The organism is Butyrivibrio sp., from assembly GCF_017433805.1.
Classification (GTDB): domain Bacteria; phylum Bacillota; class Clostridia; order Lachnospirales; family Lachnospiraceae; genus Butyrivibrio.
Window position 1 is genome coordinate 15,791 of the sequence record NZ_JAFRGN010000003.1, and the last position, 12,621, is coordinate 28,411.

A 12,621-nucleotide genomic window follows, 5' to 3' on the forward strand; every position below is an offset into this window, starting at 1 on the left:
TTAGATTATGGCAAAAGAAAAAGAGAGGCTGGACGTTCTTCTGGTAAACAGAGGACTTGCCCCATCAAGAGAAAAAGCCAAGACTCTCATTATGGCCGGTGAAGTATTCGTAAACGGTCAGAGAGAGGATAAGCCTGGAACAACCTTTGAGGAAGCCAAGATCACAAGCCTTGAGGTAAGAGGAGATACACTTCCTTACGTTTCAAGAGGCGGACTCAAGCTTGAGAAGGCAGTTAAGAATTTTGATTTTTCTCTGGAAAATAAAGTATGCATGGATATAGGCGCATCTACTGGTGGTTTCACAGACTGTATGCTTCAGAACGGAGCAACCAAGGTCTATTCAGTAGATGTAGGACACGGACAGCTTGACTGGAAGCTTAGAAGTGATCCAAGAGTTGTCTGCATGGAAAAGACAAACTTCAGATATATGGTAAGAGCAGATATAGAGGATGATCTTGATTTTGCATCCTGCGATGTTTCTTTTATCTCACTTACCAAGATACTTCTTCCTGCCAGACGTCTTCTCAAGGATGGAGGACAGATGGTATGCCTTATCAAGCCTCAGTTCGAAGCTGGCAAGGATAAGGTTGGTAAAAAAGGCGTAGTTAGAGAGCCTAAGGTACACGAAGAAGTAGTACATAGAATAATGGACTTTGTAGATATTGCAGGATTTTCCGTACTTCACCTTGATTATTCACCAATTAAGGGACCAGAAGGCAATATCGAATATCTGATTCATATCAGCAAGAATCCAGAGATGAACGAGAAGGTTGCTGATCTGACTGAGGCAGACGGAGAGAAGACTCTGAAAGCCGTGGAGGAGAGTGGAGAGGGCTTTTCACACAGCCCTGATATGGAAAAGCTCATTGCAGAGACAGTTGCAAGAGCACATGGGAGTCTTGATAAATAACTATGGATCATTTTTGCATTGTTACTAATACCAGTAAGGATCATGGAATGGAAATGACCATGCATATCAAGGAGTATCTTGAGGCGCATGGTAAAAAGTGTGTTATTGCCGAGAAATTCTCTGGTGCCGTTATGGAGCAAAGAGTAGCCAGAGACTTCCTCAGTGATATTCCTGAAGAGTCAGAATGCATCATAGTTCTGGGCGGTGATGGCACAATGCTGCAGGCAGCAAGAAGCGCTGCTTACCTTGATATACCGCTTATCGGTGTTAACCTTGGAACTCTTGGTTACCTTGCCGAGGTAGAAAAGAGCGGTGTTGACGATGCGCTTAAACGCTTGCTTGCAGGCGACTTCGAAATAGAAGACAGGATGATGCTCTATGGAGATGGTTGTGACAAGCATGACTATGCTCTTAACGACATTATCATTTCAAGAAAATCATCACTTACCACCATCAATTTTGATGTATATGTTAACGATCTCTTTTTATGCAATTATCATGCAGATGGAATCGTTATTTCTACACCTACTGGTTCAACAGGCTACAGTATGTCAGCCGGAGGCCCGATCGTAGAGCCATCAGGTAACATGATCCTTGTGACACCAATATGTCCACATACTATCAATTCCAGAAGTATGGTCCTGGCAGCTGATACCAGGATTTCTGTTGTTATAAGAGAAGGCAGAGATGGCAGCAATCAGGAGGTTGTTGCTTACTTTGACGGAAGTGGAAGAATTGACATGAATACGGGTGACCGTATCGAAATAGAGAGGTCAGACAAGACCACCAAGATCATCAGACTCAACAGAGTTAGTTTCCTTGAGGTTCTTGGTAAGAAATTTGATAAGTAATAGCCCAGGCAAGGTATGAAATGGTGCCTGTGGCGTGGTAGATGTTTTATTATGGGGGTTACTATATGAAGAAAAACAGACATGACAAAATTATTGAACTCATTGCAAGACATGAGGTAGAGACTCAGGAGCAGCTCGCAGAGCTCCTTAGGGGCGAGGGCTACGATGTAACCCAGGCAACTGTTTCCAGAGATATCAGACAGATGAAGCTTAGCAAGCAGGTTACAGAGGATGGCAGACAGAAGTATGTGTACTCAACTGCAGACAGCGATGTAATGCAGGATAAGTATGTAAGCGTACTCAAGGCCGGCTTTGTTAAGATGGACGTAGCTCAGAATCTTCTTGTTATCAAGACAGTTTCTGGTATGGCTATGGCGCTTGCTGCAGCTATTGATGCTATCGAGATGTCAGAAGTAGTTGGCTGTATTGCAGGAGACGACACAATCTTTGTTGCCATCAAGACAGGCGAAGAGGCAATCGAAGTAATGAACAAGCTTAAAGAGATGATGGCTTAATCGCTATTTCTTTTTATATAAAACAAGACGGGGTTCTCATTTGTAGAAAGATGGGGAAATATGTTATACAGTTTACACGTTAAGAATCTTGCTCTTATCAAGGAGCAGGAGATCGAGTTCTCCAAGGGGCTTAACATCCTTACTGGAGAAACAGGCGCAGGTAAATCAGTAGTTATCGGCTCTGTGAACCTGGCGCTGGGAGGAAAAGCTGATGCCGGTCTTATCAGAACCGGAGAAGAATATGCACTTGTTGAGCTGACCTTTGGCCTTGAGAATGACAGCCAGAGGAAGTTGTTGGAAGAAATGGACATCCCTGTAGAAGAGGATGGAACTGTAGTTATCCAGCGTAAGCTCATGCAGGGCAGGAGTGTTTCCAAGGTTTGTGGGGAATCTGTATCTGCGAGGCAGCTCAAAGATATCTCTAACATTCTGATCAATATCCACGGACAAAATGATCATCAGGAACTTCTGCACAAACCAAAGCACCTCGATATTCTCGATGATTACTGCGCGGATAATTTGGGAGACCTTCCAAGCAAGCTTAAAGACAACCTTCAGAAAATGAAGGATATTCAGAGTCAGCTGGACGAAACAAATATTGATGAAACAGCAAGAATAAGAGAACAGGAGCTTTTGGAATTCGAGGTTAATGAGATTTCAGAGGCTAATCTTGTTGTCGGAGAAGATGAGAAGCTTGAGAGCTCTTACCACAAGATGGTTAACAGCCGCAAGATTTCAGAAGCTGCTTACACAGCCTATGCCATGACTGGCTCAGGTGAGTCAGAGGAAAGTGCTTCAGACATCATCGGAAGAGCTGTAAGAGAGCTTTCATCAGTTGTTTCCTATGATTCAGAGCTTTCAGATCTTTTGTCACAGCTGTCGGATGTGGAGAATCTTTTAACAGATTTCAATCATTCGCTCTCAGCCTACATCAAGGATCTGGAGTTTGATGATGAAGAGTTCAGGGAGACTGAGGATAGGCTCAATGTCATCAACCACCTCAAGGATAAATACGGCGGCAGCATTGAGTCAGTACTGGAGCAGTTTGATGACAAGCAGGCAAGGCTTGATACACTTTCCGACCTTGATGCTCATAGGAATAAATTGGTAAAAGATCTTGATGAGCAGAAAAAGACTGTTCTGGAGCTTTGCAAGAAGATATCTGCTATCAGGAAAAAGGGTGCTAAGGAGCTCGGAGAGAAATTAAAGAGTGCACTTATAGACCTTAATTTCCTTGATGTTAAGTTTGAAATAGCAGTAAATAGCGATGAGGAAAACATAGCAGCTCGTGGCTACGATGATGTGGAGTTTATGATCTCTACTAACCCTGGCGAGGACCTTAGACCACTTGAGAAGATTGCCAGTGGCGGTGAGCTTTCCAGAATCATGTTGGCTCTTAAGACCGTAGTAGCAGATAAGGATGATATCAGCACACTCATCTTTGATGAGATTGATGCAGGTATCAGTGGCAAGACTGCCTGGAAGGTATCTCAGAAGCTGGGCGAGCTGTCACTTGATCACCAGATCATCTGCATTACACATCTTCCACAGATTGCAGCTATGGCAGATACCCACTTCATGATCGAGAAGGGCTTATCTGATGGTAGAACAGTGACCAGCATTTATTCTCTTTCTGAGGATGACTCTACCAAGGAGTTATCAAGACTTCTTGGAGGCGAAGAGATAACAGAGGCCACAATCCAGAATGCTCTTGATATGAGGAAGATGGCTAGAGAGAGTAAAGCTGGAAAGTGATATTTCTTTTGACTAATTGACAGGAAAATAGTGAGGAAATCCTGATGACAATTGATAATGACGACCTGATAAACAGCATAATAGCTTCACTTGGAAGGATTGATACCATCTCTTTGGAGGAGATGCCTAATATCGACCTTTACATGGATCAGCTCACGACATTTATGGACGAGAGACTCAAGAAGACGACAAGGCATCCTGAGACTGACAAGATATTGACCAAGACCATGATCAATAACTATGCCAAGAATGATCTTTTACCTCCTCCTGTCAGGAAGAAGTATTCCAAGGATCATCTGATTCTTTTGATATTTATTTATTATCTCAAGAATATCTTGTCTATAAATGACATTCAGACTCTTATTGAGCCTTTGAAGGCTAGGTTCCATTTAAGTGATGATGAGCTTAACCTTGTCAAGATCTATAGTACAGCCTATGAGCTTCAGAGTGACGCTCTTGAGCCTGTTATCGAGGATCTTAAAAAGAAATATGCAAGAAGCCTTGATACCTTTGATGACATCAAGCTGTCCGATGAAGAGAGAAAGCGCATGCAGATGTTCTCTTTCATTATCGAGCTGTCCTACGATGTCTATGTTAAAAAGCTTCTGATCGAGAAGATACTTGATAACGTGGTATCTGAGAATGAGAAGAACAAGGCCAAAGATAAGGCTGCCGGCAAAGACAAAGGCAAGGATAAGAAGAAATAAAGCAATATAGATTTAGAGGTTTTTAATGGGAATTTACGATACACTTAATTCACAGCAGAAAAAGGCTGTACTTCAGACAGACGGACCTGTTCTGATACTTGCCGGAGCTGGCTCTGGTAAAACAAGGGTACTGACACACAGAGTGGCTTACCTTATAGATGAATGCAATGTTAATCCATGGAATATCATGGCTATCACTTTCACCAACAAGGCCGCTGGTGAGATGCGTGAGAGAGTAGATAAGATTGTTGGCTTTGGTGCTGAGAGCATTTGGGTTTCAACCTTCCACTCCAGCTGCGTACGTATCCTTAGAAGATACGCTGATAAGCTTGGATTTAGCAATAACTTTACAATCTATGATACTGATGATTCCAAAACACTCATGAAAGAAATCTGCAAGAAATACCAGCTTGAGACCACACAGCTCAAGGTTCGTCAGATCATGGGCAGCATTTCCAAGTGCAAGGATAATCTGGTATCACCTGAGGAATATGCTCTTGCAACTCAGAATGACTTTATCAAGGTCAAGATTTCCAAGGCATATACAGAATATCAGGCAGCTCTCAAGAAGAACAACGCCATGGACTTTGATGATCTGATCATGAAAACCGTTGAGCTCTTCAAGGCTTGTCCAGAGGTTCTTGATTCTTATCAGGAGAGATTCCGCTATATCATGGTGGATGAGTATCAGGATACCAACAATGCACAGTTTGAGCTCATCAGACTCCTGGCAGACAAATACCGCAACCTCTGCGTTGTAGGTGATGATGACCAGAGTATCTATAGATTCAGAGGCGCCAACATCAGAAATATCCTTGATTTCGAGAAGGTATATCCTGATGCTACAGTTATCAAGCTTGAGCAGAACTACAGATCTACACAGCAGATCCTTGATGCAGCCAACGCTGTTATCCATAACAACTATGGACGTAAGGAGAAAGCTCTTTGGACTGATGAGAAAAATGGAGAGCTTGTTCATTTGAGACAGTTTGATACTGCTTATGATGAGGCCGAGTTTATAGCAAGTGATATTGGTAAGCTTAAGAGAAACGGCAAGCTCAGTTATGATGATTGTGCAGTACTCTATAGAACCAACGCACAGTCACGACTTATAGAAGAGCGTTTTGTTCATGAGGGAATTCCTTATGACATCGTAGGCGGCGTTAATTTCTATTCCAGACGCGAGATCAAAGATCTTTTGGCTTACCTTAAGACCATCGACAATGGCTCAGATGATATCGCAGTCAAGAGAATCATCAACGTGCCTAAGCGTGGTATCGGTGCTACAACTATTGATTATGTGCAGAACTACGCTGATGAGAGGAAGATAAGCTTCTATGATGCACTTTGTGAGGCAGATCAGATCATGGCTGTTTCCAGAAGCGCTTCCAAGTTAAAAGACTTTGTGACAATGATCAGAGCCTTCAGGACCAAGATGAAGACCTGTTCTCTCGAGGAACTTCTCAAGGATGTTATCGATACAGTAAATTATATGGAATATCTCAGAACTCTTGATGAGGATGATAGCGAGGACAATGACAGAGCCCAGAACGTGGACGAACTTATCTCCAAGATCGCATCCTATGAAGAAAACGAAGAGGTAGAGCAGCCAACACTTTCAGGCTTCCTTGAGGAAGTAGCGCTGGTTGCTGATATAGATAAGATTGGTGAGGACAACGAGAAGGTTCTTCTCATGACTCTTCACAGTGCCAAGGGACTTGAGTTTGAGCATGTTTATCTGGCAGGAATGGAAGAGGGAGTGTTCCCTAGCTATATGACTCTTCAGACTGAGGATTCAGATCCTGAGGGCATCGAGGAAGAGAGACGTCTTGCTTACGTTGGAATCACTCGTGCCAAGAAGTATCTTACTCTTTGCGCTGCAAGACGTAGAATGGTAAGGGGCGAGACCATGTTCAATCACCTCAGCCGCTTTGTAACCGAGATTCCGGGTAATCTTCTCGATAAGTCTGCAGCAGTAGAGAAACCAGCATTTCTTTTTGATGATGGCGATTCTATTGACGAGTACGAGGGCGTAGAGGATAGCTACAGAGATAAGGACTACGGATATAGGAATTCGGGATATGGAGATTCTGGAAGTAGCTATGGTAGTAGGAACTCTGGATATGGTAAGAGCACTGGAGTTGGTGCAGGTATAAAGGATAGTTACAAGGGAAAGAGCTTTAGTAGTACATCTGGAAGCGGTTCTAAGTCCGGTGTGGCTAGTACCTACAAGCTCAAGGCTTCTCCTAAGACTACCACCATTAAGAGAGCTCAGCCCAAGGATAAGCCTTATATTTCAGGGGCAGCAGCTACTCATACCAAGGGAAGCCTTGCCGGATTATCCAAGGGAATGCCTACCAAGATGCAGAAGCCTGATTATCAGGAAGGCGACAGAGTATCTCACATCAAATACGGCAATGGAACTGTAACTTCTCTGGAAGAGGGACCAAGAGATTACAAGGTTACAGTTGAATTTGACGACTGCGGTCAGAAGATTATGTACGCAGCTTTCGCTAAGCTTAAGAAGATGTGATATAATTAATTAGCAATATTTTTTTATGAGAAAGGGGTTACTATGGAAGTACAATCTAAGATCAATGACATTATCGAATTGACACGTATCAACGAGTTACTTGACAAGAGAGAAGCTGCTAATGCTAAGAAGCCTTCCAATGTGATCCTTTGGATTCTGGCTGTGCTTGGAGCCGTTTCTGCTGTAGCAATCATCTCATTTATGGTTTATCGCTATATGACACCAGCTTTTGAAGATGATTATTATGATGATGACTTCGATGATTTCGATGATGATTTCGATGACGAGGACTTCATCAAGGAGTAAATAGAACAGTGATTATTCAGAGCCAAGTGGGGGAGTTGATCTGAAGCTTGGCTCGTAATATGTTCAGATGTAGGATCATTATGCTGATGCCAGTAAAATGGTCTGGGAGCATGTAGTTAGAAGACAATAAGAGTACAGATTAAAGAATCAGTAAGTAATAGAGTAAAACAGTTAGAGAGTAAGATCAAAGTGAAGAAAAAAGAAATTATAGAAGGAATTGTAAAAAGGGTAGAATTCCCTAATAAAGGTATTGTAGAAACTGCTGAGGGCAAGGTCATTGTTAAAGGTGTCCTTCCAGATCAGAAGGTTTCTGTACAGATTCAGAAAGTCAGGAAGGACAGAGCAGAGGGAAGACTCGTGGAAGTATTAGAGGAACCATCTGATTCTGTTGAGAGCCCATGTATTCATTTCGGCAAGTGCGGTGGCTGTAGCTACCTTACCATGCCTTATGTTAAGGAACTTGGTCTTAAGGAGCAGCAGGTTAAGACTCTTCTTAAGCCTGCCATGGACAGACAGACTGAGCGCTTTACCTGGGAAGGAATCAAGACCAGCCCTGTTAAGTTTGCTTACAGAAATAAGATGGAATTCTCTTTTGGAGATGAAGTTATGGGAGGTCCACTGTGCCTTGGAATGCACAAGAAGGGCAGCTTCTATGACATCGTAACTGTAAGTGGCTGTAGAATTGTTGATGACGATTACAAGGCAATTCTTTCAGCAACTCTGGACTATTTCTCACCAATGTATGCTAATGGAGAGATTTCTTTTTACCATAGGATGAAGCAGGTTGGATACCTCAGACACCTTCTTGTCAGAAAGGCTGTCAGAACAGGCGACATCCTGGTTGACCTCATTACTACAACTCAGGAGGAGCATGACCTTACTGGATTCAAGGATGCTCTTTTGAGCCTGTCTCTTACAGGCAGAATTGCTGGTATTCTTCATACCAAGAATGATTCTCTGGCAGATGCTGTAATTGACGAGGGTACTGAGATCCTCTATGGTCAGGATTTCTTTTACGAGCACCTTCTGGGACTAAAGTTCAGAATAACACCATTCTCTTTCTTCCAGACTAACAGCCTTAGTGCCGAGGTCCTCTACCAGACGGTCAGAACCTACATTAAGAGCCTCTACGACCAGAAGAAAATCAACAAAGACGGGATCATCTATGACCTTTACTCAGGAACAGGCACTATTTCCCAGCTCCTGGCACCAGTTGCCAACAAGGTTATCGGTGTAGAAATTGTCGAGGAAGCAGTTGAAGCTGCCAAAGAAAACGCCAAGCTCAATTGCCTCGACAACTGCGAATTCATCGCCGGCGACGTCCTCAAGGTTCTTGATGAGATCGAGGATAAGCCTGACATGATCATCCTCGATCCTCCTCGTGATGGCATCAACCCTAAGGCCCTTCAGAAGATCATCGGCTACGGTGTTAAATACATGATCTACGTATCATGCAAGCCTACATCCCTTGCCCGTGACCTTGAAGTCCTCCAGGAAAACGGCTACGCCATGACACGTGCTGTCGCCGTAGATCAGTTCCCATGGACTAATCATGTGGAGACTGTAGTGTTGCTCACAAGAGTGAACTAATAGAAATCCTTGAATTTACGCACTTTTTCGAGCATTTTACGTTTGATAAGACTGATTATTCTGAGCGTGGAAAGCACATGAAAAAGTATATTCGGGTAGTTGTAGCTGTCGAACTCGTGACAGTAGGTGCAAAAATAGAGCCTACGTCGTGACAGTAGTGCACTACTTGAATATGTCTGATATAAACAAAATAAGAATCGTCGGAAGACGCTTAACTTACAGCATTTCCTGTGGGTTAGGCGTCTTTTTTTGTTTTATTCCAAATCTAAGAAAGGAGGAACGCCAGTGGATTTTGATTATTTTTATGGCAGAGGGGCAGATCAATTTGCTTTTTATCAGATTCCTAAGATTTTGATTACGGATGAAAAATTTGCAGGAATAACGATGGAATCTAAAATTCTCTACTCCTTAATGCTGGACAGAGCATCTCTTTCAGCAAAAAATGGATGGCTTGATGAAGATGGCAAAGTGTTTATTTATTACAAATTGGATCGGATTATGGCAGATATGCACTGTGCTAATCAGAAAGCAACGAAGATGCTAAAAGAGCTGGAAGATAAAGCCGGTTTAATAGAAAGACAAAAGCAAGGTCAGGGTAAGCCAACAAAAATCTACGTAAAGGACTTTGCTACCGGATTGCATGACTATGGGCCTGACAGAAGAATAATTCAGACTCATGAAAATCATGATTCTGAGACTAATGAAAATCATGAATCTAGAAATGTGATAATCACAGGTCCGGACTCATGGAAATCATGCACTAATAATACTAATTATAACAACACTGATTTTAATAATACCAATCTAATCAATCTATCGGCGGAATCAGCATCTCCGAAGATAAAGGTGGTAAAGGCACAGGAAAAGGAGGATTCGATAAGATTACGAGAACAATACGAGGATTATCTTAGAGAAAAGCTGGAAATAGACATATTGTCTCAAAGGAATCCTTACGAAGTCAGAAGGATTAATGAAATTCTTGAAATCATGATCGATGTGCTTAACAGCAAGGCAAAGACAATCCGGATATCCGGAGAGGATAAACCAACAGAGGTGGTAAAAGCACAGTTTATGAAATTGGATTCAAGCCATATGGAATATATCCTGGATTGTTTCAAGCATCAAGCATCAGATATCCATAACATCAAGCAATACTTACTTACCACTATCTACAACGCACCACTAACAATAGATCACTATTATACAGCCAAGGTCAGTTATGACATGGCAAATTGGAAGGAGACAGTATGAAAAAAGAAGCAACAATTATTGCTGTAGTTAACCAGAAAGGCGGTACAGCAAAGACTACCACAGTGGAAAACTTAGGAATAGGACTTTCAAAACAAGGGAAGAAGGTACTTCTAATAGATGCAGATCCCCAAGCGTCTCTTACGATCAGCCTGGGGTATCCACAACCTGATGATTTGGAACTTACACTCTCAGATCTTCTGAATGGAACAATAAGTGAAAATCCAGTGGCGCTGGATGAGGTGTTGATCCATCAGCAGGAAGGTATTGATTTGATCCCTTCAAATATTTCTCTTGCGGGGTTAGAAGTATCACTTGTGAATACCATGAACAGAGAGCGTATTCTTAAGCAGTTTCTAGAGACACTGAGAGAAGATTATGATTACATTCTTTTGGATTGTATGCCGAGTCTTTGGATGCTTACTGTAAATGCTCTTGCAGCCTCTGATGCAACATTAGTTCCTGTTCAGGCAAACTATTTATCAGCAAAAGGCTTAGAACAATTACTTGCAACAATAAACCAGGTTAAGCGTCAAATTAATCCAAAGTTATGTATTGAAGGAATTCTAATTACCATGGTAGAAGCTAGAACGAATTATGCCAAGGATATCAGCAATTTAATTCGTAATACCTACTGCAACAAGATAAATGTGTTTGAGACAGAGATTCCAAGATCAGTTAGAGCTGCTGAGACGAGTGCAGAAGGGAAGAGCATTTTTGCTTATGATCCTTCAGGCAAAGTCGCTGAAGCTTATTCATCATTAACACAGGAGGTGCTTAGCTATGACCAGAAGAGGAACTAATATTAGCTTAAAGAGCTATGAAGATATTTTTACAACTGAAGAAAAGAGACAAGAGACCGGCGAGCAGGTTGTTATGATTCCGGTCAATCAGATTCATGAGTTTAAAAATCACCCATTCAAGGTGCTTGATGACGAGGATATGAGAAAAACTGTTGATAGTATTAGAGAATACGGAGTACTCGTACCTGTAATAATTCGTCCTGATGGTAATGGAGAATACGAGATGATTTCTGGACACAGAAGAAGGTATGCTTCCATCATGGCGGGGAAAAAAGAAGTCCCTGCAATTATTCGTGAAATGGACGATGATACAGCAACCATTTTGATGGTTGATTCTAATCTACAGAGGGAACATATTTTGCCAAGTGAAAGGGCAAAGGCTTATAAAATGAAGATGGAGGCATTAAAGCATCAGGGAAAGCGAACAGATCTTACTTCGTGTCAAGTTGGCACGAGGTTACGCGCAGATGAAGAGCTGGCAAAGCAAACCGGTGAAAGTGCTAGAACGGTGCAGAGGTTTGTAAGGCTAAACAATCTTATTCCAGAGCTTCTTGATCTTGTAGATGAAAAGAAAATAGCTTTTAATCCTGCAGTAGAGATTTCCTATATGAAGCCGGAAGAACAGAAAGAGTTTTATGAGGCAATGGAAATAGCACAGACTACTCCGTCATTATCACAAGCACAGCGATTGAAGAAATCAAGTCAGGAAGGGAATTGTACTGCAGAACTCATAGAAAGAATAATGGACGAGGAAAAGAAAAATCCTCTAAACCGTGTGGTGTTTGACAGTAGCATTCTTCAAAAATATTTCCCTCAGAAAACAACAGCTAGAGAGATGGAAATGCAGATTCTACAGCTATTGGAGCAATGGGCAGGTAACAGAGCATAAATAATATTTATCATGATTCCAGGCTCATGATTTTCATGAGTCTGGAAATATTTATGAATATTAATGTCAGAAATGCTGACATCGAAAAATGAATGTGCTATTATAAAGATGTCAGGAATGCTGACATGGAGGTGAAATATGGATAAAACTATAGCTGATAGATTAAAAGAGGCAAGAAATAAGGCTGGTATTCATCAAGAGGATGCAGCACGTTCTATGGAAATGTCGCGACCAACTCTTAGTGCGATTGAGTCTGGCAAGAGAGTAGTATCTGCAGAAGAAATTCGAGAGTTTTCTGCATTATATGATGTGTCCAGTAATTGGCTGCTCTATGGTGATAATTCTGAGGAAGAAGCCAGAATGAAGCGATTAGGTAAGTATTATCAGCTTTATTCTAAGCTGAATGCTACAGAACAAAATGAGGTAATTAAGTGTATAGTATAGATATTGGAGAAATAGGTGGATTTATGATGCCAATAAGAGCAGTTAGAGTTTACATCCGTATAATATTGAG

The 12,621-nt window shown here is 41.9% G+C and carries 12 protein-coding genes; all 12 read left to right on the top strand.

Translation table 11 applies throughout. The features are described from left to right. Window positions 1-7: 7 nt before the first annotated feature. The 12 genes from IJI01_RS00150 (at window position 8) to IJI01_RS00205 (ending at window position 12,551) form a co-directional block, all read left to right on the top strand. Window positions 8-910, top strand: a complete 903-nt coding sequence (locus IJI01_RS00150) for a TlyA family RNA methyltransferase (RefSeq protein WP_292183999.1) — start codon at window positions 8-10, stop codon at window positions 908-910. Window positions 911-912: 2 nt separating this feature from the next. Then, entirely contained in the window at window positions 913-1,761 is an 849-nt protein-coding gene (locus tag IJI01_RS00155) for an NAD(+)/NADH kinase (protein WP_292184002.1), read from the top strand. Window positions 1,762-1,826: 65 nt separating this feature from the next. Next, window positions 1,827-2,276 carry an arginine repressor gene (locus IJI01_RS00160; RefSeq protein ID WP_292184004.1) on the top strand — a complete coding sequence of 150 codons (450 nt, stop codon included), beginning with the start codon at window positions 1,827-1,829 and terminating at the stop codon, window positions 2,274-2,276. Between the two features lie 60 nt (window positions 2,277-2,336). Further along, complete coding sequence (gene recN, locus IJI01_RS00165; RefSeq protein ID WP_292184007.1) at window positions 2,337-4,031, top strand: DNA repair protein RecN; 1,695 nt, start codon at window positions 2,337-2,339, stop codon at window positions 4,029-4,031. A gap of 44 nt (window positions 4,032-4,075) precedes the next feature. Next, the gene (locus IJI01_RS00170) at window positions 4,076-4,738 is read left to right on the top strand and encodes a DUF1836 domain-containing protein (RefSeq protein ID WP_292184010.1); all 663 of its coding nucleotides are present in this window, start codon (window positions 4,076-4,078) and stop codon (window positions 4,736-4,738) included. 25 nt (window positions 4,739-4,763) lie between these two features. Beyond that, window positions 4,764-7,271: an ATP-dependent helicase gene (locus tag IJI01_RS00175; protein ID WP_292184013.1), complete on the top strand. Its 2,508-nt coding sequence runs from the start codon at window positions 4,764-4,766 to the stop codon at window positions 7,269-7,271. Window positions 7,272-7,313: 42 nt separating this feature from the next. Next, window positions 7,314-7,577 (top strand): DUF4366 domain-containing protein, encoded by a 264-nt coding sequence (locus IJI01_RS00180; protein ID WP_292184015.1) that lies wholly within the window; start codon window positions 7,314-7,316, stop codon window positions 7,575-7,577. Between the two features lie 189 nt (window positions 7,578-7,766). Then, window positions 7,767-9,167, top strand: a complete 1,401-nt coding sequence (gene rlmD, locus IJI01_RS00185) for a 23S rRNA (uracil(1939)-C(5))-methyltransferase RlmD (protein WP_292184018.1) — start codon at window positions 7,767-7,769, stop codon at window positions 9,165-9,167. A 285-nt stretch (window positions 9,168-9,452) separates the two neighbouring features. Continuing rightward, on the top strand, window positions 9,453-10,418 hold the full coding sequence (locus tag IJI01_RS00190; RefSeq protein WP_292184021.1) for a DUF6017 domain-containing protein: 966 nt from the start codon (window positions 9,453-9,455) through the stop codon (window positions 10,416-10,418). Beyond that, window positions 10,415-11,218, top strand: coding sequence for a ParA family protein (locus tag IJI01_RS00195; RefSeq protein ID WP_292184023.1), 804 nt, complete (start codon window positions 10,415-10,417; stop codon window positions 11,216-11,218). The genes IJI01_RS00190 and IJI01_RS00195 overlap by 4 nt, the downstream gene beginning before the upstream one ends. After that, window positions 11,199-12,107 (top strand): ParB/RepB/Spo0J family partition protein, encoded by a 909-nt coding sequence (locus IJI01_RS00200; protein ID WP_292184024.1) that lies wholly within the window; start codon window positions 11,199-11,201, stop codon window positions 12,105-12,107. Before IJI01_RS00195 ends, IJI01_RS00200 begins: the two co-directional genes overlap by 20 nt. Window positions 12,108-12,245: 138 nt before the next feature. After that, window positions 12,246-12,551, top strand: coding sequence for a helix-turn-helix domain-containing protein (locus IJI01_RS00205; RefSeq protein ID WP_292184025.1), 306 nt, complete (start codon window positions 12,246-12,248; stop codon window positions 12,549-12,551). Window positions 12,552-12,621 lie beyond the last annotated feature (70 nt).

What these genes read in the sequence shown, in the direction of transcription:
- IJI01_RS00150 (WP_292183999.1), top strand. Translation starts at nt 8, where the DNA reads ATGGCAAAAGAAAAAGAGAGGCTGGACGTTCTTCTGGTAAACAGAGGA.
- IJI01_RS00155 (WP_292184002.1), top strand. Translation starts at nt 913, where the DNA reads ATGGATCATTTTTGCATTGTTACTAATACCAGTAAGGATCATGGAATG.
- IJI01_RS00160 (WP_292184004.1), top strand. Translation starts at nt 1,827, where the DNA reads ATGAAGAAAAACAGACATGACAAAATTATTGAACTCATTGCAAGACAT.
- recN (WP_292184007.1), top strand. Translation starts at nt 2,337, where the DNA reads ATGTTATACAGTTTACACGTTAAGAATCTTGCTCTTATCAAGGAGCAG.
- IJI01_RS00170 (WP_292184010.1), top strand. Translation starts at nt 4,076, where the DNA reads ATGACAATTGATAATGACGACCTGATAAACAGCATAATAGCTTCACTT.
- IJI01_RS00175 (WP_292184013.1), top strand. Translation starts at nt 4,764, where the DNA reads ATGGGAATTTACGATACACTTAATTCACAGCAGAAAAAGGCTGTACTT.
- IJI01_RS00180 (WP_292184015.1), top strand. Translation starts at nt 7,314, where the DNA reads ATGGAAGTACAATCTAAGATCAATGACATTATCGAATTGACACGTATC.
- IJI01_RS00195 (WP_292184023.1), top strand. Translation starts at nt 10,415, where the DNA reads ATGAAAAAAGAAGCAACAATTATTGCTGTAGTTAACCAGAAAGGCGGT.
- IJI01_RS00200 (WP_292184024.1), top strand. Translation starts at nt 11,199, where the DNA reads ATGACCAGAAGAGGAACTAATATTAGCTTAAAGAGCTATGAAGATATT.
- IJI01_RS00205 (WP_292184025.1), top strand. Translation starts at nt 12,246, where the DNA reads ATGGATAAAACTATAGCTGATAGATTAAAAGAGGCAAGAAATAAGGCT.